The organism is Paenibacillus sp. FSL R7-0273 (assembly GCF_000758625.1).
In the GTDB taxonomy this organism is placed as follows: domain Bacteria; phylum Bacillota; class Bacilli; order Paenibacillales; family Paenibacillaceae; genus Paenibacillus_AQ.
Genome location: NZ_CP009283.1, coordinates 4,045,518 through 4,071,689, shown reverse-complemented (window position 1 = coordinate 4,071,689; position 26,172 = coordinate 4,045,518). Strand labels below are relative to the sequence as shown.

At 51.5% G+C, this 26,172-nt stretch carries 27 protein-coding genes; 14 read left to right on the top strand and 13 right to left on the bottom strand.

Annotated elements, in window-relative coordinates; translation table 11 throughout:
* Positions 1 to 18 precede the first annotated feature (18 nt).
* On the bottom strand, positions 19 to 900 hold the full coding sequence (locus R70723_RS17210; protein ID WP_052421365.1) for a pentapeptide repeat-containing protein: 882 nt from the start codon (positions 898 to 900) through the stop codon (positions 19 to 21).
* Between the two features lie 64 nt (positions 901 to 964).
* Positions 965 to 2,047 carry a tyrosine recombinase XerS gene (xerS, locus tag R70723_RS17205; protein ID WP_039873683.1) on the bottom strand — a complete coding sequence of 361 codons (1,083 nt, stop codon included), beginning with the start codon at positions 2,045 to 2,047 and terminating at the stop codon, positions 965 to 967.
* Positions 2,048 to 2,173: 126 nt separating this feature from the next.
* On the opposite strand from xerS, the gene R70723_RS17200 reads away from it, so the two are divergent.
* Positions 2,174 to 2,683 (top strand): GNAT family N-acetyltransferase, encoded by a 510-nt coding sequence (locus R70723_RS17200; protein ID WP_039873680.1) that lies wholly within the window; start codon positions 2,174 to 2,176, stop codon positions 2,681 to 2,683.
* 47 nt (positions 2,684 to 2,730) lie between these two features.
* Positions 2,731 to 3,834 (top strand): AbrB family transcriptional regulator, encoded by a 1,104-nt coding sequence (locus tag R70723_RS17195; RefSeq protein WP_039873679.1) that lies wholly within the window; start codon positions 2,731 to 2,733, stop codon positions 3,832 to 3,834.
* 339 nt (positions 3,835 to 4,173) lie between these two features.
* Here the strand turns inward: R70723_RS17195 and R70723_RS17190 are convergent, their stop codons facing one another.
* The gene (locus tag R70723_RS17190; protein WP_039873677.1) at positions 4,174 to 5,121 is read right to left on the bottom strand and encodes a Gfo/Idh/MocA family protein; all 948 of its coding nucleotides are present in this window, start codon (positions 5,119 to 5,121) and stop codon (positions 4,174 to 4,176) included.
* 111 nt (positions 5,122 to 5,232) lie between these two features.
* Between R70723_RS17190 and R70723_RS17185 the strand changes: the two genes are divergently transcribed.
* Positions 5,233 to 6,189 carry a helix-turn-helix transcriptional regulator gene (locus tag R70723_RS17185; RefSeq protein WP_039873675.1) on the top strand — a complete coding sequence of 319 codons (957 nt, stop codon included), beginning with the start codon at positions 5,233 to 5,235 and terminating at the stop codon, positions 6,187 to 6,189.
* 202 nt (positions 6,190 to 6,391) lie between these two features.
* Positions 6,392 to 6,811 carry a zinc ribbon domain-containing protein gene (locus tag R70723_RS17180; RefSeq protein ID WP_039873673.1) on the top strand — a complete coding sequence of 140 codons (420 nt, stop codon included), beginning with the start codon at positions 6,392 to 6,394 and terminating at the stop codon, positions 6,809 to 6,811.
* 98 nt (positions 6,812 to 6,909) lie between these two features.
* Here R70723_RS17180 and R70723_RS17175 read toward each other — a convergent pair whose 3' ends face one another.
* Positions 6,910 to 8,139, bottom strand: a complete 1,230-nt coding sequence (locus R70723_RS17175; RefSeq protein WP_039873672.1) for an MDR family MFS transporter — start codon at positions 8,137 to 8,139, stop codon at positions 6,910 to 6,912.
* A gap of 145 nt (positions 8,140 to 8,284) precedes the next feature.
* Between R70723_RS17175 and R70723_RS17170 the strand changes: the two genes are divergently transcribed.
* The 3 genes from R70723_RS17170 to R70723_RS17160 all read left to right on the top strand — a co-directional run bounded on the left by R70723_RS17170 (position 8,285) and on the right by R70723_RS17160 (position 12,217).
* On the top strand, positions 8,285 to 10,084 hold the full coding sequence (locus R70723_RS17170; RefSeq protein WP_039873670.1) for an ABC transporter substrate-binding protein: 1,800 nt from the start codon (positions 8,285 to 8,287) through the stop codon (positions 10,082 to 10,084).
* Positions 10,085 to 10,178: 94 nt separating this feature from the next.
* Positions 10,179 to 11,066, top strand: a complete 888-nt coding sequence (locus R70723_RS17165) for an aldo/keto reductase (protein ID WP_039873669.1) — start codon at positions 10,179 to 10,181, stop codon at positions 11,064 to 11,066.
* 149 nt (positions 11,067 to 11,215) lie between these two features.
* A complete protein-coding gene (locus R70723_RS17160) occupies positions 11,216 to 12,217 on the top strand; it encodes a cation diffusion facilitator family transporter (protein ID WP_179087996.1) in 1,002 nt (333 codons plus the stop codon).
* Positions 12,218 to 12,297: 80 nt separating this feature from the next.
* Here the strand turns inward: R70723_RS17160 and R70723_RS33770 are convergent, their stop codons facing one another.
* A complete protein-coding gene (locus R70723_RS33770; protein WP_179087997.1) occupies positions 12,298 to 12,468 on the bottom strand; it encodes a hypothetical protein in 171 nt (56 codons plus the stop codon).
* A 147-nt stretch (positions 12,469 to 12,615) separates the two neighbouring features.
* Between R70723_RS33770 and R70723_RS17155 the strand changes: the two genes are divergently transcribed.
* Positions 12,616 to 13,185: a histidine phosphatase family protein gene (locus tag R70723_RS17155; protein ID WP_039873668.1), complete on the top strand. Its 570-nt coding sequence runs from the start codon at positions 12,616 to 12,618 to the stop codon at positions 13,183 to 13,185.
* Between the two features lie 399 nt (positions 13,186 to 13,584).
* On the opposite strand, the gene R70723_RS17150 is transcribed toward R70723_RS17155, so the two are convergent.
* The gene (locus R70723_RS17150; protein ID WP_039873667.1) at positions 13,585 to 14,001 is read right to left on the bottom strand and encodes a hypothetical protein; all 417 of its coding nucleotides are present in this window, start codon (positions 13,999 to 14,001) and stop codon (positions 13,585 to 13,587) included.
* The gene (locus tag R70723_RS17145) at positions 13,998 to 14,201 is read right to left on the bottom strand and encodes a helix-turn-helix transcriptional regulator (RefSeq protein ID WP_039873665.1); all 204 of its coding nucleotides are present in this window, start codon (positions 14,199 to 14,201) and stop codon (positions 13,998 to 14,000) included. Before R70723_RS17145 ends, R70723_RS17150 begins: the two co-directional genes overlap by 4 nt.
* Positions 14,202 to 14,551: 350 nt before the next feature.
* Between R70723_RS17145 and R70723_RS17140 the strand changes: the two genes are divergently transcribed.
* Positions 14,552 to 15,772: an aminotransferase class I/II-fold pyridoxal phosphate-dependent enzyme gene (locus tag R70723_RS17140; RefSeq protein WP_039873663.1), complete on the top strand. Its 1,221-nt coding sequence runs from the start codon at positions 14,552 to 14,554 to the stop codon at positions 15,770 to 15,772.
* A gap of 51 nt (positions 15,773 to 15,823) precedes the next feature.
* Here the strand turns inward: R70723_RS17140 and R70723_RS17135 are convergent, their stop codons facing one another.
* The 3 genes from R70723_RS17135 to R70723_RS17130 are packed head-to-tail and all read right to left on the bottom strand — an operon-like array spanning position 15,824 to position 17,955.
* Positions 15,824 to 16,570, bottom strand: a complete 747-nt coding sequence (locus tag R70723_RS17135) for a DUF4184 family protein (RefSeq protein WP_039873662.1) — start codon at positions 16,568 to 16,570, stop codon at positions 15,824 to 15,826.
* A 21-nt stretch (positions 16,571 to 16,591) separates the two neighbouring features.
* The gene (locus R70723_RS33450; RefSeq protein WP_156123825.1) at positions 16,592 to 16,747 is read right to left on the bottom strand and encodes a hypothetical protein; all 156 of its coding nucleotides are present in this window, start codon (positions 16,745 to 16,747) and stop codon (positions 16,592 to 16,594) included.
* Between the two features lie 56 nt (positions 16,748 to 16,803).
* Positions 16,804 to 17,955: an outer membrane protein assembly factor BamB family protein gene (locus R70723_RS17130; RefSeq protein ID WP_039873659.1), complete on the bottom strand. Its 1,152-nt coding sequence runs from the start codon at positions 17,953 to 17,955 to the stop codon at positions 16,804 to 16,806.
* Between the two features lie 175 nt (positions 17,956 to 18,130).
* On the opposite strand from R70723_RS17130, the gene R70723_RS17125 reads away from it, so the two are divergent.
* Complete coding sequence (locus R70723_RS17125; protein ID WP_052421364.1) at positions 18,131 to 18,487, top strand: hypothetical protein; 357 nt, start codon at positions 18,131 to 18,133, stop codon at positions 18,485 to 18,487.
* A 101-nt stretch (positions 18,488 to 18,588) separates the two neighbouring features.
* On the opposite strand, the gene R70723_RS17120 is transcribed toward R70723_RS17125, so the two are convergent.
* The gene (locus tag R70723_RS17120) at positions 18,589 to 19,539 is read right to left on the bottom strand and encodes an alpha/beta hydrolase (RefSeq protein ID WP_039873658.1); all 951 of its coding nucleotides are present in this window, start codon (positions 19,537 to 19,539) and stop codon (positions 18,589 to 18,591) included.
* Between the two features lie 176 nt (positions 19,540 to 19,715).
* Here R70723_RS17120 and R70723_RS32145 point away from each other — a divergent pair, with 176 nt between their 5' ends.
* Entirely contained in the window at positions 19,716 to 20,303 is a 588-nt protein-coding gene (locus R70723_RS32145) for a hypothetical protein (protein ID WP_052421363.1), read from the top strand.
* 94 nt (positions 20,304 to 20,397) lie between these two features.
* On the opposite strand, the gene R70723_RS17110 is transcribed toward R70723_RS32145, so the two are convergent.
* Entirely contained in the window at positions 20,398 to 21,711 is a 1,314-nt protein-coding gene (locus R70723_RS17110) for an amino acid permease (RefSeq protein WP_039873655.1), read from the bottom strand.
* Positions 21,712 to 21,847: 136 nt separating this feature from the next.
* Here R70723_RS17110 and R70723_RS17105 point away from each other — a divergent pair, with 136 nt between their 5' ends.
* The 3 genes from R70723_RS17105 to R70723_RS17095 all read left to right on the top strand — a co-directional run bounded on the left by R70723_RS17105 (position 21,848) and on the right by R70723_RS17095 (position 24,873).
* Complete coding sequence (locus R70723_RS17105) at positions 21,848 to 22,762, top strand: LysR family transcriptional regulator (protein ID WP_039873653.1); 915 nt, start codon at positions 21,848 to 21,850, stop codon at positions 22,760 to 22,762.
* Between the two features lie 50 nt (positions 22,763 to 22,812).
* The gene (locus tag R70723_RS17100) at positions 22,813 to 23,691 is read left to right on the top strand and encodes a tyrosine-type recombinase/integrase (protein ID WP_081957582.1); all 879 of its coding nucleotides are present in this window, start codon (positions 22,813 to 22,815) and stop codon (positions 23,689 to 23,691) included.
* A 210-nt stretch (positions 23,692 to 23,901) separates the two neighbouring features.
* Positions 23,902 to 24,873, top strand: a complete 972-nt coding sequence (locus R70723_RS17095; protein ID WP_039873651.1) for a glycoside hydrolase family 113 — start codon at positions 23,902 to 23,904, stop codon at positions 24,871 to 24,873.
* Between the two features lie 225 nt (positions 24,874 to 25,098).
* On the opposite strand, the gene R70723_RS17090 is transcribed toward R70723_RS17095, so the two are convergent.
* Positions 25,099 to 26,025 (bottom strand): L-lactate dehydrogenase, encoded by a 927-nt coding sequence (locus R70723_RS17090; RefSeq protein ID WP_039873649.1) that lies wholly within the window; start codon positions 26,023 to 26,025, stop codon positions 25,099 to 25,101.
* Between the last annotated feature and the right edge of the window lie 147 nt (positions 26,026 to 26,172).

The window sequence follows — 26,172 nt, the reverse complement described above, 5'->3', positions numbered from 1 at the left end:
ATTGCACTGCACCAGAGGCTAATGTGCCTTCATGCCAGCCCAATGATCAGGCCGGGTTAAAGATCCGGGAAGCTGCGTAGCTGCATCTCCCTTGGCGGCATTTACCTGAAACTGGGTCAGGAACAGGCTGCCGGTTAGATCGGCGCCGCAGATATTGGCATCGCGGAAATCGGCTCCGATCAGATCCGCTGCCCTGAGGTCTGCTCCGCTAAGGTCCGCAGCGATGAGCCAGGCCCCGCGCAGGCTGACCCCGCGCAGATCGGCTCCTTTGAGCCGGGCTCCGATCAGGTCAGCACCGCGCCCGTAGGTTTTCTGGCGCTTAGGCGCCGGCTTTAGCTCCCTCCGGGCGGCCTCTCTTGTAAGCTCGCTTGCCTTTATCAGCAGCTCGTTAACCTCCTGCCGGAGTACAGGGATATCAAGCGACAGCAGTGACTCCGGGTCAAGCAGTGTAAGCTGCTCTGTCCGGTCCCAAGCAGCAGCCAGTGAGACATGTACGGGCTCTGCGGCCGGCCAGCCAAGCGCCTCAGCTATGTACCACAGCAATTCGTGAAGCTGGCGCATTACCGGGAAGACCTCGAACATCTGGCCGGCAGTGGAAGGTGCCTTGCGCCAGTCAGCTCTGCCATAGGTAGTCAGTGATACCTTTTGTCCTGCACCGAAGCAGTCATATACGGTGCAGCCGCGCATGCCGGACTCTCTCAGCTTGGTGTGAATTCCGCAGCGAAAATCCTCCTTCAGGTTGTGGCAGGGCTGACCGGCCGCTTTATCCATAGCAAAATCAGAGGACAGGGCGAACGGAAGAGCAGCACAGCATAATCCGAAGCACTGCTCACAGTCTGTGCGAAGGCTGAGCAGCTTATCACCGGCAGAACGGATTGATGTTTCTTCTTTTTCAAACAACGAAATTCCCTCCAGCGTTATAACTAAGAATTAATAATAGATAGGTTAATAGTGCCAGATCGGCTCAGCCATCCTGACGGCGCTCGATCGCTTCAGACATCGTTTTGTCTGTCAGGTGGGCATAGACCTCAGTCGTTTCTGTTGAGGCATGTCCAAGCTGCTCTTTAGTCTTGTAGATATCATTCTGCAGATAATAGTCGGTAGCGAAGGAATGGCGCAGCTTATGAACAGTAAGGTAGGGCTTGCCGAAACGCTTGGCGTACTTGATAATCATCTCCTGAATCGCCCGCTTGGTCATGCGTTTGCCTTCCTGGCTGCCGTTGGGAAGAGCGATAAAAAGCGCTTTTTCACGCTTCGGTGTTTTGTAACGGACCTGACGGAGGCTCAGATACTGGGCCAGGTCGTCCTTGGCCTGCTCGCGGAAATAGACCGGCGTCTTGAAGGTTTCATCGTTATTACCTTTGCGGTATACATAGAGCAGCTTGTTGTTCACGTCCAGATCATCGATATTCAGGTTAACAACCTCGGATACCCGCAGCCCGGAGTTCAGGATCAGACTGGCGATACAGGCATCCCGTTCCCGGTTCTGCTGGAAGGAATAGTAGGCCTGCTTGTTGGCCTCGACATCCCGTCCGTATCCTTCATAAATATAGCCGACGAACTCCAGCAGCTCCTCCTCTTCGAGGATTTTACCTTTAAGCTTGGCGGCGGTGTCTTTGGGTTTATGGATGCGCTTAATTTCTACTTTGGCCATAATGTTGCGCTTGAGCAGCGGATAAAAGTTCTCGTCCTCGGCAATCTGGCTCAAATAATGGAACAGGGAGCGCAGAGCAGACAGCTTGCGGGAGACTGTAACCCGGGAGTTGGCACTCTCAGCGCGGGTGGTCAGGTACAGGCGGTAGCCGACAATGCTGTCCATATGCAGGGTTTCGAGTTCAAGCAGTGTAATGCCGGAATTGCTGTCCGCAGCGGACAGCCCTTCAGCCCTCAGCCAGCCGAAAAAGGATTCATAATCCCGGATATATTCCAGCAGGGTAGAGGGGGAGAGATCCGGACGTTTAAAATCAATGAACTGCTGTACAAACCAGGGCATGTGGACTACACGCTGATCCAGATGCTTGCGGTCGCTGTTTTTTTGAATGCTCATGCGGATCACCTTCTTCTGCGTTTGCAATTTTATAGGAAATACGGCTGTATGTATACGTGGGTTTGTCTATTTTATCATAAAGTTATATGATGTGTAGTAAAAACGTGAAGCACAGAGGTGAGCCTAATGGAGCTTGGAATCGAGCTGGTTCCCAAGGAGCAGAAGCAGATTATCAGCAGGCTGATGCAGTTTTATCTTTATGATTTTACCCGCTATCTGGATATTCAGGTGGACCGTGAGGGCAATTTCCCGGCATATCCCGGTCTTGAAGCTTACTGGAGCAGCGGCAACAATAAATTTGCTTATCTTTTTACTGCGGACGGGAATATCGCCGGCTTTGCACTAGTGGACCGTCTGCTGCGGGACCCGGAAGGGCAGTTTTATATGACGGAATTTTTTGTTATGCAGAAGTACCGCCGCAGCGGAGTAGGGACCTGGGCAGCCCACAGGCTGTTTGATATGTTCCCGGGAGACTGGAAGGTCTCGCAGATCCGCGCCAATACACCGGCCCGCAATTTCTGGCACAGGGTAATCGGCGAATACATGAGCGGGGATTTCAAGGAGCGCTTTAACCCGCGGCAGGGTAATCCAAGCCAATATTTCAATACATTAAATGCCGCCCGAGTAAAAAAGTAACGAAGAGATGCTATCAGATTGCAGGGAAGCTGGAAAAGAGGTTTGAAATGAAATCAGCAACAGATATAACAGGCCCGCTTAAACTGGCAATAACACTGACGACTGCATTTGCAGGCGGAGGGATCTTTATGCTCCTCGGCCTTCCGGTTCCATGGCTGCTCGGACCGATGATTGCAACGCTGATCGGTTCCAACCTGGGAAAACGATATTATAGCTGGCCGGGCCCGCTAAGGAACACCGGCATGATTATCGTCGGTTATACGATTGGACTGTCGCTGACGGCACCGGCCTTGAAGGAAATGGCGGGGGAGCTGCCGTCTATGCTGCTGATGACGGGGCTGCTGCTGCTTTTTTGTGCGGGTATTGCTGTCATCGTCTCCAAAATATCTGGGATGAACTACAAAACCATTCTGCTCGGCAGCATACCAGGCGGCCTGACACAGATGATCGTGCTGGCGGAAGAATCAGATGACGTTAATCTGACTGTTGTTACCGTTATTCAGGTGGTCCGGCTGATGATGATTATTATCGGGGTGCCGCTGCTGATCTTTAGCCCGCTGTTTGGACACGGCTCAGGTGTGGGGGCGGCTGCACCTGCTGGAGTAGAAGTGACGGCTGGATGGCCGGATTTATTTCCGAATATCCTGATCTATGGCATTGCCTGTATATTGTGTGCAGTTGCCGGTCAAAAGGTCAGATTCCCGACAGCCTATCTGCTCGGGCCGGCGCTAATCACCGCCATTCTGCAGATCAGCGGACTGGCCGGACCCGCCTTGCCGGCCTTGCTGCTGAATGCAGCCCAGCTGATGATCGGTGTTTTTGTTGGCCTGCTGCTGGACCCGCGCAAGCTGAACAAAAAGCTGCTTACCTTGTCACTGGCTATCGGCAGCGGTATTGTACTGATTGGCGGTGCTTACCTGCTGAGCCTTATTTTTGCCTATATTGATGCTGTCTCTCTATCTACGGCAATGCTAAGCCTGGCGCCGGGCGGTATGGACCAGATGAGCCTGATCGCACATGAGGTGGGGGCGGATTTGCCGACGGTAGCCGGTTATCAGCTGTTCCGGACTTTTTTTATCTTTTTTGCCGTCCCGCCGTTGTTCAAGCTTATTTTTCGGAGGAAGAAGAAGCAGGCAGCTGCAACTGGTTAACATAGCTATAGTTATGTTAACCTTATTTATGTTTAAGCATGGACACGGATAAAGAACGTCAACTCAAAGCATTAGGTTAACATAATAAATAATAAGTTAACCATAACACAAAGGACATCCATTTCATGACTAACATTACCTTATTTCAACATATGAAAAATTCACAATAACAAACACCAAAACCAGTGCTCCTTACATACACAATCCCGTAACCCACACCAAACTTTTTCCTAGCAACTAAAAAAACACAGGAAAAAGGGAGGGGGCAGCCCCTCCCGGAAAATCAGCGGTAGCTTCTAATGAAGAAAAAGGTACGTTCTGTAATTAAAACACCATAGGCTAATGGAGCACATTCGTCAGCCGTTTCTTCAGCTCAAGCGCGGTATTAAGGGCAGACAATGCATGATCCAGCGAGAGTTCAGATTCTCTGCCGTCCTCGAAGCATTGCAGAGCATATCGCAGACTTTCCTCATAAGGGTTGACCTTATCCAGTACAATATCCTGTCTGCCGGAAGTGCTGTATTCATAGAGAGCTGTATCAATCCCGCCCTGCATATCATCTTGTTCATGAAATTCCAGCTTGGCCTGCTCGAAGTAGGCTTTAAATCCGACCGAAAAGGGATATGCCGGCGGCATTAAAGAAGCTGCGACTACCTGCGCATTGACCAGTGGTGTGTTAAAAGCTGCCTGGACCAGTGCCTGGCCGGCCTGAGGGCCTGCTGTACCCCACACACCCGTTAAATCTGCGTCCTTCAATATCCATGTGATGAAATCCAGCTCATGTATCATCAAGTTAACGGTAATCTTATCAAGCCCCAGATCGCCCCATAGGGGCGGGGTTTCCCGGAGCAGGTCCACCTTGAGCAGCCTTCCGTATTTCTCCTGCTGCAACGCCTCATACAGGTACCGGTAAGCAGGATCAAACTTAATGAACTGGTTGACCAGCACTTTTTTATCCGACCGGGCTTCTGCCTGCTTCATAGCCAAGGCATCCTCCACAGTGAGGCAGACCGGGGTTTCACAGAAAATATGCTTTCCGGCCTGTAATGCCTGCAGGGTATAACGCTTATGTAAGTCCGAAGGCAGGCAGATATCGATGATATCAAGTCCGGGATCGCCGATGACCTCATCAATGGAGGTGGAAATTTCTATGTCTAATTCCTTCTTGAGCTTCAGCAGCTTTTCCTCATTTCGTCCGAAGACAACTACACGGCTAACATTCTCAAATTTCTTTAGTATGCCGGCGTGGTAAGCCCCGAATCCGGTGCCCAGTATGCCAATATTCATTTACAACAGCTCCTTTTGTCTGATACATTTCATAATAAACTTTGATTACTGACAACTGATTGGCAAGAATAGCAGAATATACGTTAAAGAAGTTAAGGAGGACCTTATACTGTGCGTCTACACCGCTTAATAGCAATTCTGCTGCTGATTGAGTCCCGTGGGAAAATGAAGGCCAGTGAGCTGGCAGATGCACTCGAAACCTCAGTCCGTTCCATTTACCGGGATATCGATGTGCTGGCGGAAGCCGGACTTCCGATGGTGACATCTACCGGACCTAACGGGGGGATCTCCCTGATGGAGGGCTATACTGTGAATCTGCAACAGTTGAACGGTGATGAGGTGATCCGTCTTTATTTAACGGGTATGGGGTTTCATGCAGGACAGCAGGGGGAATCGGGACTACAGCTCAAGAACGCCCTGCTCAAACTGGAAAAGACTCTGCCGGCAGCCTATCAGGCGGATATACACAAGGCCAAAAATGTTTTTTATTTTGACAATACACCGTGGTGGAACGAACATCCCCCAATTCCCTGTCTGGAAAAGCTTAGGGCGGCCCTATGGCGTTCTCACAAAATCAGAGCCGAATACAGCAAGGTAAATGGAGAGCGTTCCAGCCGTATTTTGCAGCCTTATGGGCTCATTGTGAAGCAAGGAGAATGGTACCTTGTCGGCTATTGTGAATCGGCAGAGGAGCTGCGAACCTTTAAGTGTGAACGGATTACAAAGGCAGAGCTGCTGGAAGAGGAATATGCGATTCCCGCAGATTTTTCATTGGAGGCATTCTGGTGCGGCAGGGAGAAGCAATTTAAGCAAAGCCGCAGATTCGAGGAAAATTATCCGGTGACACTCCGCTTGAAAAGGCCTTATCCGGAGCTGATCAAGCAGCTGGAGGTTCTAAATATCGCTGCTGATCAGGGGCAGCATAGCATAACTGTTAATATGTACTGCTTTGAACAGGCCTGCGGTAAAGTAATGGCATTGCCTATGGATATAGAGGTTCTGGAGCCTCCGGTGCTTAGGGAATATATTAAGGAGAGGAGCCTGCTGTTGCATAAAATGTATACTTAAGATGTAATTCATTCAATAACAAGCGTTAGGTTGACATATATAATGTTATGTAAACTAAAAGCTGCACGACTACATTTACAATTGATTATATGTATATATAGAGGTAAAATTATACATTGGTTGTAATGCACGGAAAGATTGATCAGATGGCTCATAGCCTGCTGATGAATCTGCAAATTTTAAAAGGAGGGAGTGAATTCCGGTGAGAAGTATTAAGCCTGGCCGCGGGCCTTCAGGTATGAATGCTGTAGGAAGCGTTGCCGTGGGAGTATTCGGAATCTTTTGGACGATTATGGCTGTACAGATGGGTGCACCGATATTTTTTGCAGCGTTTGGCATCATTTTTGTCGGGTTGGCTATCGGGCAGGCCATTTATCACTTTAAGAACGCAACGGGCAAGAACCGGATGTCGCTGCTGGACATCACAGAGCATAATGAAGAGCCGGATCCCTTGGACCGTTTTTATCAAAAACCCCCAAGCTCCGCTCCTCACAGCCGCGGGAATAACGCTAATGATAACGAGAATGAGAATGAATTAAGCTATTGCCCCTATTGCGGCAGTAAGGTGACTAATGCGGCTTACCAGTTTTGCCCGCGATGCGGGAAGGCCTTGGAATCATAATGTAAAATAAACCGTGCATTAAAACAGCGGCAGTCGAGGGACGTTAGGTTCCACGGCTGCCGCTGTTTGTGTACTGTCAACTTGCATGAAAGTCCTGGTTAAAAGCTGCTTTTTGCCTCCGCCAGTTCCCTGGCTTTAAGCCTTTTGTGGGCAGCAATCAGGAATGGCAGACCGAGAGCCGTAGTCAATGCCAGCGGCACGAACACAGCGGGACCGCTTGAGGCGCCGAACTGATCCAGCAGCAGGCCGCCAAGTATGGGTGCCATGACACCGCCGAGCCCGTTGAAGCCGATTGTTCCGAAATAGGTGCCTTTCCATTCCGGCTTGGCAATCCGGTCAATCAGCATATCCATCATGGTGAACAGCAGCACCTCACCGATGGTGAACAGAATGACGCCGGTCATCATCAGCCCGATTCCCCCTGCGGCGCCGAACAGCAGCATACTGAGGGCGACACAGATGTTACCAAGAATCAGCGGGACAATCGGCGAAAAACGGCTTGCCGTACGGACAATCGGATACTGTACAACCAGCACCGTGACAGCATTCAGCGACAGCATATAAGAGAAGACCTTTCCGCCGTCAGTGAAATGCGGATTCATCGCCAGGTATTGCGCCAGGGTAGAGCTAAAATGCCCGTAGCCAAGCACACAGAAAATAGTACCAAGCAGCACAGGCAGGAAGACACGGTCCCGTCCGGTTACGGCAAGTGCGGCACGGAGCTTAGGCGCATCCCCAGCCGGACGTTCAGGCAGGGTTGAATGGTGAATCCTGAATTGCATGAACAATACCAGCCCGTAAGCGATATAGACAATCCCCGCGATCACAAACGGAAAGGTGGATTCAGCAGAGCCAAGCTGAAGGCCGATAATAGGCCCGAACACGACACCAAGGTTGACCGCCGCATACCTGAGGTTGAATACCAGCAGCTTATGCTCAGGCGGGGTAATATCCGATAGCATGGCCCGGGAGGTTGGCTCGAATACCGCACGGCAGATGCCATTTAAGGTATTGACGAGGAAGAACACCCATAAATGCTGGGCGGCGGCAAAGCCGAAGAAGACGCAAGCCCAGCCGAAGACGGAGACGAGCATGACAATTTTGCGTCCGATTACGTCGGAAATATAACCGCCGTAGAAGCTGATCATCACGCCGGCGAGCGAGCTGACGGCTACCGTAAAGCCGGTTTGAGTCGGCGATGCACCGAGTACCTGGGTTAAGTAGATCGACAGGAACGGGATGCTCATCGAGGTAACCAGCCGGCCGAACATAGTGCCGATAATAATGGTCCAGGCTAAGGGATGAATATGCTGCAGACGCTGTTTCATAAGTGAGTGAATCTCCTAATCTGTTGGATGAATTTTGAGGACTGCTGCCATTCCAGGCGGTGTCATGTATAATTGTAATGTAAAAAGGGGGAAATAAAAGTGTAAGGTTTACACACTCCCTTTCACCTTTAGAGGAGCGATCAGGATGGACAATCATATCTCGCATTACCTGAGGATAGCAGCGGGCTTAGGCAGTCCCGGCAGGCTGCTGGAGCCGCTTCCCGCTAGCATTGATGCGCTGGCTGAGGTGCTGTGCTGCACTCCGCGCAACGTTAAATTTATCCTGCGCCGGCTTGAAGAGGAGCAGCTGATTCTCTGGCAGCCTGGCAGAGGCAGGGGGCATTACTCGGCCATAACTTTTCTGCGCAGCGTGGAGGATGTGCTGGAAGAGCAGCTGCAGGGGCTGCTGGACAAAGGCAAGGTCAAGCAGGGAATCGACCTGATCGGCCTTCAGGAAGTGCAGGGTCCGCTGAAGGAACGGCTGCTGGCTGTCCTGAATAAGCAAATGGGCTATCATAGTGAAGCAGAGACCACCACGGGGCTGGATATTTTGCGGATTACCAGCAACCGGCATGTGCTGGAGCTGGATTCCTCCTCTGTATATACCGCTTTTGAGGCTTTTTTGCTTGGCCAGATTTACAGTACGCTTGTGACCTATGAGGCGTCCAGCGGCAGCTTTTTGCCGGCGCTTGCCCATATGTGGGAAGTTAATGAAGCCTCCACGAGCTATATTTTTTATCTGCGCAAGGGCGTCCGCTTCCATCACGGCCGGGTCATGACCTCCAGAGATGTGAAATACACGCTGCAGCGGCTAAAGGACCTGGACAGTCCTGCAATATGGCATTTCCGCGACGTTGCCGGGATCGAGCTGCTTGGCGACCACCGGATCCGTTTTGACCTGTCACGCCCGAACCGTTTTTTTCTGCATGCGTTAAGCTCAATCTATATGTCGGTCCTTCCGTATGATCTGGAATTCAATCCGCTTACTCCGTCAGGGACAGGACCTTACCGGGTCAGCAGGCTGAGCGGTGAAGTGCTCGAGCTTGCCGCCTTCGACGATTATTACGGAATCCGTCCGCTGCTGGACCGCGTGGAAATCTGGTCTTTGCCGGACCAATGGGCCAGTGTACGCCAATATCAGCTCCCGGAAGCAGGGGAGAACCGCCCTTCATCAACGCTGTGTACCAACAACAGTATCGATTATCCCGCCCTGGGCTGCAGGTATCTGCTGACCAACCTCCGCAAAAAGGGGCTGCAGCATAACCGGCATTTCCGCCAAGCGATGAGCCTCCTGTATCATCCGCTTGCCTTGATGAAGGAGCTCGGCGGGAACCGGATCACCCCGGCGGCGAGTTTTCTGCCCTGGCTGAGCCGTCAGACAGACTGGAGCGAGCCTGGTATGGACCAGATAAAGGAGCTGCTTAAGTTAGGCGGGTATAACGGTGAAGACATTATTCTGGCACATACGAATAAAAAGGATGAGCGGGACGAAGCAGAATGGCTGCAGCGGCGCGGAGCTTTGGCCGGGGTAACCTTCAAGGTGCTGAACTATAAGGATTTTCAGCTGGACGAAATCACCGGCCGGGCCGATTTTGTATTTTCTGAAGAGGTGCTTGAGGATGACTGGCAGTGGGGCATGATTAATTACTTCGTCAACCGGTCCAATCATCTGCACGGGCTCCTGCCGGACAGCCAGCTGGCCGAAATTGAACAGAAGCTTAGCTCCTTCACAGAGCTGGAGGATGACAGCAGAGGCCGCCTGCTGCAGCAGACGGAGAGCCTGTTGCGGGATAATGCCTGGGTGCTTTACGGCTGCCATCTGAACAAAAGAGCCCAGCATAACCAGAGCCTGTTCGGCCTGCATACCGGCTCCTTCGGCTTTCTTGATATTTCAAGGCTGTGGATCAAATCAAGCTTTCCGGAGGAACATATCCGTCCTGGTTAACGTTTCCTTTTTTCGTCAGGGGGTATAATGTTTAAGATGTCAGCTGCACAGCGTTCTTGAATGCATACCAAACAGATAATAGGAGGCAGCCAGGATGGAAAAACGCAAATACGGCAATACGGATATGGAAGTCAGTGTGCTGGGGTTTGGCGGGTCTGAAATCGGCAGCTCGGATCAGAAAACGGTGGACCGCTTGCTGGGAAGCGCAGTAGATGCAGGGCTTAACCTGATCGATACTGCCGAATGCTATGGAAACAGCGAGGAGCTCATCGGGAAGGCGCTCGGCTCACGCCGCAGTGACTATTACCTGTTCACCAAATGCGGGCATTCCGCAGGGATGGATTATCCGGATTGGGATCTGGTCCTGCTGGAAAAGAGTATTGACCGCAGCCTCAAGCGCCTGCAGACCGACTATGTGGATATGATCCATCTGCATAGCTGCCGGGAAGAGGTGCTGCGTGACGGGGCCGTTATAGAGGTGCTGCAGCGTGCGAAGGAAGCCGGCAAAACACGTTACATCGGGTATAGCGGTGACCGGAAGGATGCGTTATATGCGGTGCAGACAGGTGTGTTTGACAGTCTCGAAATCTCGGTCAACATTGCGGATCAGGAAGCCATTGATCTGACATTGGAAGAAGCGGTCAAACGGAACATGGGAGTAACCGCGAAACGTCCAATCGCCAATGCGGCCTGGATGTTCGAAAGCATGGATGAGAGCGAATACCCTTTTATCTACTGGAACCGGCTGCGCGAGCTGTCCTACGGATTTTTAGCTGATCCGCAAAAGGCAGTCGGCACCGCTCTACGCTTTACACTCAGCACACCTGGTGTGCATACGGCTATCGTCGGCACGACCAAGCCTGAACGCTGGCAGCAGAACGCCGCCCTGTTGAGTGAGGGGGCTTTGCCTGCAGCGGAGTACGAAGAGATCCGCAGCCTCTGGCGGAGCATTGCCGGAGCTGATTGGGTGGGCCAGACCTAAACCGTTGCTTATGTCTGCGATCCGGGCTCATGCCGTTTTTACGGTATGGGCTCTTTATTTTGCATAGTATTCTGGTCCGGCTGGTAGAAATTCAGTTCATCAGGTTAAGTAAATACATATGTATATGAGTGAGGAGGCAGCTGAGACCTATGGCAGAACATACGGAAAGTCTAATGAGCTTGATTAAAAAAGGAAACAAGTCTTCAGGCTCGGCAGCCATCGGCAATACCTGCATTGCCGTCGTGAAGGGGATTGCTTTTGCGCTGACCGGCAGCGGCTCGATGTTTGCTACGATGATGCATTCTATCGCGGATGCCGTGAATCAGATGTTTGTTTTTACAGGCAGTGTATTGGCTGAGAAAAGACCGACCCGGCGCTTTCCGGACGGCTTCGGACGGGTCATTAACCTGTTCTGTATGGTAGCGGTAATCGTTGTGAGTATCATGGCTTATGAGACCATGCTCGAAGGCTTCCATTTACTTCGGCATCCCGCAGCAGAGTCGGGCGGATACTGGATCAATGTGGCCGTACTGCTGCTGTCCATCGCTGCTGACGGCTTTGTGTGGGTGAAGGCGATGAATGAAGTGCTCCATGATGCCCGGGTTGAGGCAAAGGGCTTTGACAAATTCACAGCCTCGCTCAAAAATGTAAAACGGGCTGCACCGCCAACCCGGCTTGTCTTTTACGAGGATCTGGTAGCTACAACCGGAGGATTGCTGGCACTGATTGCTGTACTGGTTACTGCGCTGACCAACTTCCACCTGCTGGACGGAATATCGAGCATCCTGATTGCTTTTATGATGATCGGAGTTGCCTTCCGTGTCGGCTATGATAACATGGTTGGACTGATCGGTGTAGCTGCACCGCCGGAAATCGAGGAGAGAGTCGCGCGGATTATTTTCGATGAGCCCCAGGTCACTGATATTTATCAGCTGCGTATTTTGCAGGAAGGCCGTTATTATCATGTAGAAGGGCTGATTGAGCTGAAGACCGGTCTTACACTGGCGGATGCCGATGATATCAAGTTTAAGGTGAGGGACAAGCTGCTGGCAGATCCCAATATCTCGGACGTGACCTTGGGGATTCTGGAGGATAACGGGGTCCGTAACTATGTGCCGCAGAATGAGCTGCAGGATTTGACCCGGACGTAACAATACAAGGGGAGTACCGTACAAAACGGTACTCCCCTTAACTATGAGTGCGATACACAGACTTTGCTAAACCGGGCTACTCAGCTGGCGGCCTGCTTGTCGTCACACTTTTTGCAGACATCCAGCTTGCTGCCGTCCGCCTTTTTGCCGATATAGAGCAGCTTAATCCGTGTACTGCCGCAGATTGGACAGGTTCCTCTGCTGCGTGACGGCATCCGCCAGAGTGCTTTGCCGCGTTTATTCTTGGACATGAGTATTCCCACCTTCACTCGTTATACCCTATCCTATGCCTGTCCTGATCTGACTAGTACTTTTCATATTGACATACCAGTTATTACTAATATAGTGTGAAGATGTATATCATTAACCGTTCACTAAAACGATTGCAGGAGGATTCTATGCACACTTTCATCTATATGGTAAGGCACGGTGATTCACCAAAGACAGAAGGCAACGAAAGAACCAGAGGGCTGACAGAAAAGGGGAAGGCGGATGTATTCCGGGTGACTGATTTGCTGCAGCGGGAAGAGATAGATATGTTTGTCTCAAGTCCCTATGAAAGAGCAGTTATGACCATTGAGCATTTGGCCGAAGCCAGCGGCAAGGAAGTGCTATTATATGAGGAGCTTAAGGAAAGGATTTTTCTGAATGAAGACAAGCGCCTGCCTGATGAGGTGCTGATCCCTTTATTGGAGAAATCTTTCGTAGACCCGGATTATTCATTGCCGGGCGGAGAATCGAATGCGGAATGTCAGGGCCGGGCAATGACCGTGATCCAAGAGCTGTTACAGGAGCATGAGGGGAAAAAGATAGCTATAGGCACCCACGGTGCTGTGATGGTCCTAATTATGAATGCTTATGATGCAAAGTATGATCTGGATTTCCTGCTGAACTTGTCCAAGCCTGATGTATACAGACTGGAGTTCGACGGGGTTGAGCTGGTTGAGGTTGTGAGACTGTGGAGTTAATCAAGCTGCAAATGCGGATCACTTGCCCTGTTTCGTAGGTTATGGCACGGCATCATGAATGAGTTAGGTTGAAATAACTGTACTTTCTGCAACTAAACTTGGCTAATTAGCTTTGCTGCAGGTTTTAACTGCACTCTATACATTTATATTTGCCGAAAATGCCCCGAACCGGCTTTTTTGCGAAAAATAGATGTATAGAATACAGTTATCTCCTTAAAATGACTGAATTCCCCTGTTTTAATTGCACAAACTACACTTAAAACTCTTTTGGCTTCGAACCGACTAACTGAGGTTAGAACTTTGGCAAGGGAGAACCATCCGCTGGTCAACGCTTTACGTAAGGCAGGAACAGGAGACGGTTTGTTAGTCTCGTAATGACGTTCTATATAGCTGCTCTGTTTACATGCTTTTCTGGTATTGAACCATCAGATAGTGACTCATGAAATGGTAGATCAGAAAAACAACCACTACAGCGAGGGTCACCCATAACGGGGCTGCAATGAGAATCGTAACGTAGGCGATCGCCATGATCAGCCATTGTGTGATATCTGCGGCCTTGGCTTTGGCGCGGTTGCGGATCACTGTATTTCGTTCGTCGTTATAATCGATGCGGGCTTGTTTATCAAGCTCAGGATTCTTGCGTGCTGTACGGATCATTAACAGATTAGATAGACTAACCCCCGCACTGCCAGCCCCGATTCCGAGCAGCGTACCCGAGACCGCCTTAAATTCCTCATTGTTAAAAAAGAAGCTTGCCGCAATCGCGCAGATTCCCATGAATAGCAGCATGACGTAGAAAGCTCGTGATCTTCTCATTTCTGTTCCTCCTCATAGATAAAAATCTCCTCAACCGACAGGTTAAAATAACGGGCGATTTTAAAAGCCAAAATGATGGAAGGGTTGTATCTTCCGTTTTCGAGCGAGCCGATTGTCTGCCTGGATACTTCCAAGGCTGCCGCAAGCTCTTCCTGCTTAATGCCGTGCTGTTTACGAATTTCCTCAAGCCTGTTTTTCAAGGGACCACCTCACAGTGAAGGATGGAAAGCAGACTTTCCATATTTAAAATAGCATTAAAACCGAAAAATGGAAAGCAGGCTTTCCATTTTGCCGAGATTACATTAAAGGGTGCGGTCAGGCTTGAAATTCGTTATTTTAGGTGAAAAAGCGGATAATTATCGGCTGAAAAAAACAGCGTATAACATAAATTATACGCTTTTTTGATTTTAATCGATTTTTATTACACCTCACGGACAAGAACCCAGCTTAAAATGAGCTCAATTTAACATTATATTCCAGTGTCCCTAGACTTCATCCGTAACTCCACCCGTCATGCTATAATGATTCAAAAACAGACAGGTGGAGAGTTATGGCAACCGGAAAATCAGGCGCTGTCCAAAAATGGAGATCGGACAAGCTTTCACATTTAGGCTCTTCAATTTTTGCCGAGGTGGCAGGCTGGAAGGAGGAGGCGCGTACTAACGGTCATGACATCATTGATCTGGGTATCGGCAGTCCGGACCAGGCACCCGCTCCGGAAATCCGGGAAGCGCTCAGTGCAGCGGTGCTCCGGGATGACAGCTATTCTTACCCGGCTTCCAAAGGGAGTGCTGTATTCCGTGAGCAGGCTGCCAAGTGGATGAGCTGGCGGTTTGGCGTGGACGTTGATCCCGGGGAGGAGCTGGTGTCGCTGATGGGCTCCCAGGACGGGCTGGCCCATCTGGCCTTAGCGGTGTGTAATCCCGGAGATTTGGCAATCGTGCCCGACCCGGGGTATCCCATCTATTCGGGATCACTTGCTATCGCCGGGGTGAAGGCCTGGCCGCTGCCGCTGCTTGCCGAGAATGATTTCCTGCCCGATCTGGACAGCATTCCGGATGAGGTGTGGCGGGAGGCTGCTTTTATTCTGCTTGCCTTCCCGGGGAATCCGATTTCGGTTACGGCAGACTATGCTTACATGGAGAAGCTGGTGGCGCTGGCTCTGAAATGGGAGGTGCTGATCATCCATGATCTGGCTTACTCGGAAATGGGCTTTGACGGCTATCGTCCGCTGAGCATCCTGCAGGTGCCTGGAGCGATACATACGGCGGTGGAGTTTCATTCCTTTTCCAAAAGCTTCAACATGGCCGGCTGCCGCATCGGATTCATGACCGGCAACCGTGAAGCAGTAGGTGCGCTCCGTGAACTCAAGAGTAATGTGGATTACGGCGTGTTCAATCCGGTGCAGGAGGCGGCGGTGCTGGCATTGGAGCTGGCAATGCGGGGAGATGGGCGCCTTGAGGTTGCTCCGCTCTATGAACACAGACGGGACATGTTCGTGCAGGCGCTGGCTGAGGAAGGCTGGAGCGTTCCGGGCCCGAAGGCCACGATGTTTATCTGGGCACCGCTGCCGGAGGGTTTTTGTACTGGTCAGTCAGGGCGGTCACGGCAGTTTGCGCAGGAGCTGCTGCTTAAGACCGGAGTGGCAGTAATCCCGGGGGATGCTTTTGGCGCACAGGGAGAAGGCTTTGTACGGATTGCGCTGGTAGAGGATGAAGTACGGCTTAAAGAGGCTGCGCGGAGAATCGGCGGATTTGTCCGGGCGTTATAATAAGCAAAACAAACAGGGCTTCCCTCGGTGGAGGCCCTGTTTGTATTGAAGCTATTTATTGCGGCTGAGCAGGCGAAGCTTTTGAAACAGACAGATCCCAAGCAGACCCAGGCACACGGAGTCCACAATTCTCACAACATGGACACCATAGCTTGATAGGGATACAGGTGCAGCTATATACCAGACTAATAGAATGACAACAGCTGACAGGCAGGCGGCGGCCCAGAAGATCGCTTTTTGCTTAACGGATTTGCTGAATGGCTCCTGCTTGTTAGACCGGCTCCTGAGAACCAGATAAATGAAGATCAGGCTTAGCCCAAGTAATGTGCTGCCATGCTGCAAAAATTTGTATAAAGGTATGTCATAACCGTACACGCTGAAGCTGTGGTTGAACACTCCCGGGAATTTGGTCACCATAAACCCCTGCTTGTGGGTAAAAGCATCCCAGGCCACATGCGTGAGCATGCCGAAGAGCGCTGAATAGAGGAAGACAGTGATCCGTGTAACGGGACTTGCTGCTGTACGGTGTGTGTAAGTGTCCTGGAGGAAACGCGGCAGATGGATCATTAAAGTCCGGTGCACCAAATAGTGATAGATCAGACAAATGACGGCGACCAGCGGCAGATTAAACACAATAAATCCGGTAAAAGAATGTCCGATCTCAGCCACCGGCCGGCCTCTGACAAAATACTCGAAATCCGGAGACATGCTGCCCAGGACCATCGCGGAAAAATGAACGTAGGTGCTTTTGCGGGAAAAGGGTAATATGATTGCCGGGTGTGCAAAGGTTAAGGGCATAATTACTGGCTCCTGGTTTATTTATTCTTGTAGCAATGCTTCGGGCATTTCCAGTGCAAATGTTTTGTTCTCAAAACGCACCAGTGCTGTTGTTCCGGAGATAATGATATCTCCAAAATAGGTGTAGGATAGACCGGTGTCCATTTGACCTGCTGTCACTCCGGTACGGGCATCCATAAGAAGGAAGCTGCCGTTATCATAGCTGGCGAATACAGCATTTCCCTGCTTTTGAATCAGCGTATTCCATTGGCTGGAGCAGTGAAGGTAACGGTCCGGTCATCCGCAAGATGAACACCAGTCAGCACATTATTCTGGCGGAAAAAAGCCATACCATCTGTAGGACCGGCTGCCAAAGCACCGTACTCATCGTAGCTTTTAGCGCTGGAGCCTTCTGTTTGACCCAGGGTAAACCGGGTAAGGCGGCTTTCTGTTTGATCCAGTGTACCATCAACCGTATAGACATAGGGCTGTTCAATTAGAGCCTGGCTGCTTCCCGTCAGGCTGACATCCGCAAGGGGCTGGTATTGCTCTTGCCCGGTCAGTTGTCCTGTCGCAGAATCCAGTCTTACAAGGGTCAGAAGGTGACCTGCAACCGGTGAGTCTCCGGGAATGTACTGCTCAGCAGCCGTCTCGCGCAGCACCAGGTCATCTTCATAGGTTGTAACCGGACTTAAGATACCTTCCGTGCGCCACAGCTGCTTTCCGGTCGCAGGATCCAGCCCGAAGTATTGCGAGCGGATATTATCGATGGTACCGGATACGATCAGCACTCCTTCATGCTCACCGTGAATGGTGCCGGCATACATCGGGATATCCGGATTTGACCACAGCTGCCGGCCTGTATCAGGGTCGTAGCCGGCTATACCGCCGCTTTCATTGGCAAAAATAATGGTCCTGCCGGTCAAGCGGGCATGTCCGCCTACTTCCATAGGCTGCTTGGCAACCTGTGTGCTCCAGAGCTGCTGTCCGGTGTCCGCTGACAGCTTAATGAGGTGATCACTGCCGCTTATGGTATAAATAGCGTTATCGCTGATGATTTCCGGCGTTCCGGCGTTCTCAAAAGTCCAGGCGATTGAACCGGAGGGGAGGCTGGCGGCATTTAGAGTATTATTGTATGAGTAGAAGAAACGGCCGTCCGAGACAGGGGGAGCCTCCGAATATATGCCGCTGCCGTCAGTATCAGCCTGCCACCTAATCTGAAGCGGCTTGACAGCTTCCTGAGACGGTTTTGGCGTAATTTTCGCTGAAGCAGCTTCAGTTACTTCCTTCGGGTCTTGGTTTTGGCTATTCTGGCTGGAATCCGCTCCATGCGAAGCGGTGACAAGACCGTATGTAAGCAGGCCGGCGGCCAGCAGCAAAGCGAGTCCAAGGGTGGTTTTGGACAAAGGGATCAGCTCCTTGATAGTTATTATACTTTATTGACCCCCGGATCAGGCGATTAGTTGCTGTTTGGTCATGAAAATATTAAATGGTTTACATAACAATATATATGTTACCTATATTCGCGGTTAACGGATTTGGGTAATAAAGAAGCAACTACAACTCAGAGGAGGAACAATCATGGGGTTTAATTTGGGCGGACTGGGCGATAAGGTCCAGGGTCTTATGAATACAGTCAAAGATGGAAATATAGGTGAACTGCTGCAAAAGCTGCCGCTGGATAAGCTCCCGTTAGATCAGCTATTGGACAAGCTTCCGCTGGAGCAGCTGCTGTCCAGCCCGTTTCTGCAGAAGTTCACCTCCTTCGGGTCGCTGAAGGAGCTGCTGCAAAGCGGCGGATTCTCCGGCTCCTCGGCTGAGGACCTGAAGTCGCTGCCCCAGGAGCAGCTGGACGAGCATGTGAACAAAACGACCTCGTTCGGCTCGCTGAAGGATATGCTGCTGAAGGCGGCTGAGTTCTATGCCCAGCGGAAATAAGAGGTCCACACTCCTTATGATAACAAACAGGCCGGCCCCGATATTTCTGGGGCTGGCCTGTTTCATGTATAAAGCGGGCTGAGCTGGCAGGGAAATCGCAATTATTGCTTTAACCAGGCAGTTGCCAGCAGCAGGGCGCCTTTTTTCGCTTCGGTATCTGCCATTGCATTCAGCATCACGAAGTCATGGATGATGCCCTGGAATCGTACGGCTGTAACCGGTACACCGGCTTCGCGCAGCTTATTGGCATAGGCTTCACCTTCATCACGCAGCACATCTGCTTCTCCTGTAATGATCAGCGCCTCGGGCAGACCGCTTAGCTGCTCCAGGCTTGCCCGGAGCGGAGAGGCGGTGATCTGCGCCCGTTCTTCCGGGTCAGCCGTATATTGATCCCAGAACCATTGCATGCCTGTACGCTGCAGGAAATAGCCTTCTGCGAACAGATGATACGATTCAGTATCAAAGGCGGCATCCGTTACCGGATAGAAGAGCAGCTGCTTGGCAATCTTCGGTCCGCTGCGCTCCTTGGCCATGAGCGTAATAGCGGCTGTCATATTACCGCCGACACTGTCACCCGCCACGGTAATGTTTCCGCTGTCCAGCCCGTTTTTTCCGCCCTCCCTGGAAATCCACTCCAGAACAGCATAGATTTCTTCAATAGCCGTTGGATATTTAGCTTCCGGCGACAGGCTGTATTCAGGAAAAACAACTGCAGCTTCAGCACCGGCTGCCAGCTCACGGATCAGCCGGTCATGGGTGTGGCTATTGCCGAAAACCCAGCCTGCGCCATGAATATAGAGGATGACCGGCAGGTCGTCACCGACTCTGTTCAGCGGGCGGATAATCCGCACCGGCACTTGACCGCCGGGGCCGCCAGAGACAGTAGTATCCTGAATGTCGACTGCAGGCTTATCAATCTGGCCGGACTGAACATTATTTACTGTTTCCCGGCCTTTTTCCGGGCCAAGGTCTGGGAGAAAAGGGGGCTCCGAGTTATCATTCGCAAATTGCAGAGCAGCTGGCTCCAGCACGATTTTGTTATAATTAGACATATATTTATCTCTCCTTCGCGTGATGATAATAGGTAGTCTCTCCTTCATCCATAACCCGATGCGTATAGTCTGAAACGATTCACTCGGGCCGGCGGCCCGCAGCAGGACTGTTAGGGTAATGATGAAAAGCAACATTTTACCAAATGCTGCGTCTATACAGAGATGAGGTGAATACTATGAAAATTTATCTAAAAATCCTTTCTATGGCTCTGCTTATGCTGATGATCTCTGCCTGCAACCAGTCTAATACTGCCGATAATCCAGTGACTAAAGCGCCGACAGCAGAGCCGGAGCTGACAGCCAAGCCAGCCGATCCCATTGCGTCTTCTAAACCAGAGGGTACCTCTGCTATTCAGGGAACGACCCAAGCAGATAGAGCGTATAGGGCCAAGCCCCCGCTGCCTGTAATAACGGCTGGAGCTTTGGAGATTCCGGCAGTACAGAGCGGCTACTGCTGGGATTATCTGGGGTGTCTAGACACTGCCATTGGAAAGCAGCTGTACCACGGCCAGACGCTGACGGTTGTTCAGCCGGGGGATAGAATCGATATTGTCCTGAATTATGAGCCGCAGCCGTCAAGCGTTGTAGTAACAGCAGTTGAGGAGGATAATCCCTATATTCCGGTGCCCTTAACAGAAGGCGGGTTTACAGCACCGGAGGAGAAGGGTGTTTACTACTATATGTATTTTGCCAATTGGACCACAGAAGACGGAATATATACGCTGAATCAGACGTCGGCGGTGTTTGCCGTTGAAGTTGAATAGTACGGACTTAAATATTAAAAGGCCGCGATTCCTTATCGGTTAAGGAGCTTCGCGGCCTGTTTACGTACAGCAATTATACTCATACTTATCTGTATTAAATTACATTGGACTTTTTGTGTTGCGGCTCTTTCTCGGGCAGATCAGGCAGCGAGCGGCGGCTGTTCCGGAGCCAGACAAGGGCCGCAAAGCATGCCGCAATCACGAGCGGATAACCGATCGCCCAGCCGGTAAACGGAAACACTGCCACAGTCGCAGTAAAAGAAATCCAGCTGATAGTTACTCCCAGGCGGCTGCCTTTAAGCAATCTTATGCCTGCCGCGCAGCCGCCGATATAGGTCAGGATGAAGGTAGCATTCGGAAACTGGATCAGGGTGGTTATAGACAGCAGTCCGCTTCCGTACAGAAACAGGATTACTGCATAGCAGCCCATAAGGAACATCGTGGCACCTGATGGTGTCTGATACCGGGCGGATAACCGGCTCATCCATCCGGGCGCGTAGCCCTGACGGGCTAAAGCGAAGGCCACACGTGAAGCCGCGCTTGTATAGGCGATGATGGTGGCTGTACAGATGAACATCCCGGTAAGTCCGGCGATGAAGCCTCCCCATGCTCCCAGCGGCTGGCTGATGATCCAGACCAGCGAGGAATCTGCTCCGCCCCGGAGATAGCTTTGTGTGCCGACCGTTGCCAGCGCGGAGAGGAAATAGAGTACACCTACAATGACAGCGGCAATGGTAACGCCTTTAATGGCAGCCCGCTGCGGATCTTTAAATTCCTCTGACAGGTGAGACACGGCTTCCCAGCCGATGAAGCACCAGAAGAGGATCGCAGCCGCCTGCCCGATGCTGGTCCAGCCGTGTGGAATAAACGGAGTAAAATGAGAGCTTTCCATCCGTGGCAGCGCCGCGGCAAAGGAGAAAACCAGTACAGAGACAATGGCGATCACGACGGCAATTTGCACCTTGCCTGCGACCTGCATCCCGATCCAGTTCGTAATCAGCCCCGCTGCCAGCATACCGGCAGCAATCGCGATTCTTGCACCGTCACCCCAGCCCATGGCTGCGGTCATATAGCCTGCCCCGGTTAGCGCGGCAACGGGACCGCCGATTGGAACGGACATCAGGAAGAACCAGCCGACCATCGCTCCGGCCCGCGGCCCGAAGGCCAGGGTAACAAAGTGGGACACGCCGCCTGCGTTCGGAAATTTGGCGGATAAGAGTCCCATTGACAGCGCCAGAGGAAGAATCAGCAGCGTCATAAAGCCCCAGGCCAGCAGGGACGCCGGTCCGGCCATTTCTGCCACCAGGCCGGGAACGATCAGCACCCCCGATCCGAGCACGGCCCCGATGTAGAGGGCGATGGCCTGGGGCATGCCGATATTGCGTTGCAGAGAATTGCTTTGCTTCATATTTGATTGTCCCGCTTTCCTTGTATTTATGTATAGAGTATCAGATAATAGATCCATTGGAAAAACGGAATTATTAAATACTATCCATTCAAAAAACCGATGGTAACCTATTCATAAGGAGGCTGGCAGGCAAGCTATGGAATCACGGCATTTATTCACCTTTCTGGTTGTAGTCGAGGCAGGCAGCTTTACAAGAGCCGCCCAGAAGCTGGATTATGCGCAGTCGAGCATTACGGCGCAGATTCAGGCGCTCGAAACGGAGCTGGGCCAGCCTTTATTTGACCGGATCAGCAAAAAAATCATCCTGACCGATGCGGGACGCCGCCTGCTGCCTTATGCCCAGGAGATTTCCCGGATGCATGCCCTGGCCCAGGATGCGCTGCGTTCAGAAACGGAGCTGTCCGGGGTGCTGCGCATCGGTGCCCCTGAATCACTGGCCGCTTTTCGTCTGCCGGGTATTATCAAGGAATTCCGTGCCAGCCATCCCCAGGTGCAGATTACCCTAAAGCCGGGGGTGTGCTGGGAGCTGACGGAGTTTGTCCGCAGCGGCGAGCTTGATCTGGCTTTTCTGCTTCAGCCGGAGACCGAGTACAAGGAGCTGACCTGCGAGACGCTGGTCCAGGAGGAAATGACTCTGATAGCACCGCTCGATCACCCGTTGACCGCTTTACAGGAGGTTATGCCGTTTGACCTGAAGCAGGAGACTATTCTGCATACAGAAAAAGGCTGCACGTACCGCACTTTATTTGAGCGTCATCTGAACAGCCATGGTGTATTTCCCGATCCCAATCTGGAATTCTGGAGCATAGAGGCTATCAAGCAGTGTGTAATGTCCGGGCTCGGCATTTCCTTCCTGCCGCTGATTACCGTCCGAAATGAACTGGCTGAAGGCAAGCTGGCACGCCTGGGCTGGAATGATGAGTCCCAGCGGGTAGCTACGCAAATGGCCTACCATAACAAAAAGTGGGTATCACCCGCACTTCAGGAATTTTTGTCAATCGTTCAGATACACGCAGCCGCATGGCGCATAAACGGAGGTGAACGGAGGTGAATGATCTGGAAACGGACTATGAAGAGGAACTGGAGGCTTTTGTAATCTGGATGAAGGATGCCGGGTTTACCGCATATACCCGGAAGTCTTATCTGGCTGATGTGCGCGAATTTCTGGACGGGCTTAACGGTAAGCGGCTTGAATCGGTCAAAAAGCTGCATGTAGTTTCTTACCTGACCTCCGTGCGTGAACGGGGGGTCAGTGACTCGACAAGGAACCGGAAGCATGCCTCCGTCAACTGCCTGTTCCGGGCGCTGATTGAGCTTGAGCTGCTGACCGTTAATCCGGCTGCAGGCATCAAAAAATCCAAGACTGAAAAGAACCGTGAGCCGGTTTACCTGGATGAAGGTGATCTGCAGCAGTTCCTGTCAGCAGTCAGCGGTAAATACCGCATCCGTAATCTGGCAGTCTTCCTGTTGATGTCCTATATGGGGCTGCGGGTAGGGGAAGTGCATACCCTCAATCTTAATGACTACAGTCCGGACCGCCGTTCGCTCCGTGTGTTCGGTAAAGGCCGTAAATGGCGGAATGTCCCGGTTCCGGAGGCTGTCGCACCGTATCTGGAGGAAGCGGTGAGGGAGCGTTTGACGCCATGGCGCAGCAAAGAGGAGGCCATGTTTATCTCGCAAAAAGGCCGGAGGCTTTCCATCCGCGGCATCCAGGGTATTGCAGCCGATACCTTTGAGCGGTTCCAGCAAGGCGTGCCCGAGGCGCACCGCCGGCCGTATTCCAGCCATAAGCTGCGCCATTCCTTCGCCACGATGCTGCTCCGCAAGGGGGCGGATCTGCGCACCGTGCAGGAGCTGCTGGGTCATTCGTCAATTCAGACAACTACCGTTTATACACATATTACGAGCCGTGAAAAGGAAGAAGCGATGGCCAGGCTGCAGATCAGCATGCCGGAGAAGGAAGCGGCGGTTACGGAATGACTCGTATTTATATATTAGAACAGCCGGAGGCCCCCAGGGTCCTCCGGTTTTTATGTTTTTATTAGTGATGAAATTTTGTTAGTATATGTTTAGTGAAATAATAACTTGTTATTATAATGTTTTTGAATTATGCTAACAAATATAGATGCTATTTATACATGTAATACAGCGGAGAGAAGCTGCTAACTTTATCAACGGGAGGATACAGCGGTGAACGAAACATTTTTCAAAGGAATGACCTACGGCTGGGAATCAACAAGAGGGGCATACAGACAGCCTTATGCGGAGGACTCCCTGCGCAAGCTGGCGGAGACGGGAAGCGAATGGATTGCATTGTCCTTTTGGACTTGGCAGGATACTGTGCATTCCACCGAGATTTATTTTGACTACGGATATACAATGACTGACCGCGATATTGAGCATACAGTGAAGCTGGCGAAGCAGCTCGGGCTGAAGGTGTGCCTGAAGCCGGTGGTTAACTCCAGGGACGGGATTTGGAGAGCGCGGATCGGCTTTCCTGAGGACGGGGATGTGTATTGGGCTGCCTGGTTCAAATCCTATACTAACTTCATTAAGCATTATGCCGAGCTGGCAGAGGAGCTGGAGTGTGAGCTGTTCTGTATCGGCTGTGAGATGGTGGCTACAGAATCGCGTGAGACAGAGTGGCGCAATCTGATCAGCGAGGTCAAAGGCCTGTATAACGGCCCGATCGTGTACAATGCCAATCACGGCAAAGAGGAAGGCATCGAATGGCTTGACGAGGTGGATTATATCGGAACAAGCGCATATTATCCGGTAGCTTCCGTTCCGGGCGACACCTTAGAGAATATGAAGGCCTCCTGGGAGGAGCAAAAGCCGCGGCTGAAGGCATTGGCTGACCGGTTCGGTAAAAAGCTCGTCTTTATTGAAATTGGCTGCCGCAGCGCATTAGGCTGTGCAACCATGCCTTGGGATTTCTCGCATAAGGAGCTTCCGGCTTCGCAGGAGGAGCAGGCGAATTTCTACCGTTCGGCACTGGAAACCTTCTGGGATGAATCCTGGTTCGCCGGCTTCTTCTGGTGGGACTGGAGTACGAAGCTGTATCCGGCCGAAGAGGCGGCGGCTAATGTCGGGTTCGATATATACGGTAAGGAAGCAGAGCAGGTGTTAAAGGAATATTACCAGCGTCCGGTGATCCGTTAATCTGGAAATTACACCCAGGATATTAATTTCATTGTCAGATAAAAATGATTCATGTTATATTAACAAAATGACATGGCAAGTAAACTCCGTCCTTTTACAGCGGTTGTGTGCGATACACGCTGAAGGACGGATTCTTTTGTGTGCGGCAGTACGCAAACAAGGGCTATCTTCCGGTCCGAATAAGCGACCGGGAGATAGCCCTTGATCTGTAATGGACGGAGCTGCTTACAGCTCCAGCTTGGAAATCTCTGATTTGAGCTTGTCCGCCGATTTCTGGAACAAGGCCTGTTCTTCTTCGTTCAGCGGCAGGTCCAGAACTTCGCGTACACCGGAGCGGTCTACGACACATGGCGCGCCAAGGAATACATCTGACACTCCGTTGTAGTTATTAAGCAGGGTGGAGACATTTAGCACAGCGCCTTCGTTATCAAGGATGGAAACAACAATCCGGTCCAGGGCGAGCGCAATGGCATAGGAGGTAGAGCCCTTGGCATCGATAATTTCATAGGCGGCATTTTTGGTGTCTTCGAAGATGTCCTTACGTTCTTCCTCATCGAAGCCAAGATCAGTTCCGGCAATATTGGCCAGACTCCAGACCGGAAGCTCGGAATCTCCGTGCTCACCGATAATCTGCCCGTGAATGCTGCGCGGATCGATTTCCTTATGCTTGCCGATAAGGTAACGGAACCGTGCGCTGTCGAGCACTGTACCGGAGCCGATGACCCGTCTGCGGTCGAAGCCGCTGATCTTCAGGGTGGCATAAGCCAGAATATCCACCGGGTTCGTAGCGATCAGCAGGATAGCGTGGTGATTGTATTTGGTGATCTTTTGGATGATGTCTTTGAAGATGGCAATGTTCTTGCGCAGCAGATCAATCCGGGTTTCTCCCGGCTTCTGCGACGCTCCGGCGGTAACAATGATGATATCCGCTTCGCGGCAATCCTCATAGGTTCCTGCCCATAGCTTCACGCCGCCGACAAACGGCATGCCGTGATTCATGTCCAGCGCTTCACCAAGTGCCTTCTGATGATTGACATCTATAAGTACCAGTTCTTGCATACGTCTGCGAAGCAGCAGGGTATAAGCAGTTGTAGTTCCTACTGCACCGGTGCCGATGACTACGACACGATTGGGCTTAAATGGGGGGGCCATTGATACATCTCCTCCGAAGTTCGAATTTTTTGTGTCCAATCTTAACCATCATAATCGTTAAATGTAGTGTTTTCAAGCATGCTGTTTTTAATCCATTACCCCGGAAGCGGGCATGCTAACAATAACATCTGGCAGAAGTGCTGCCGA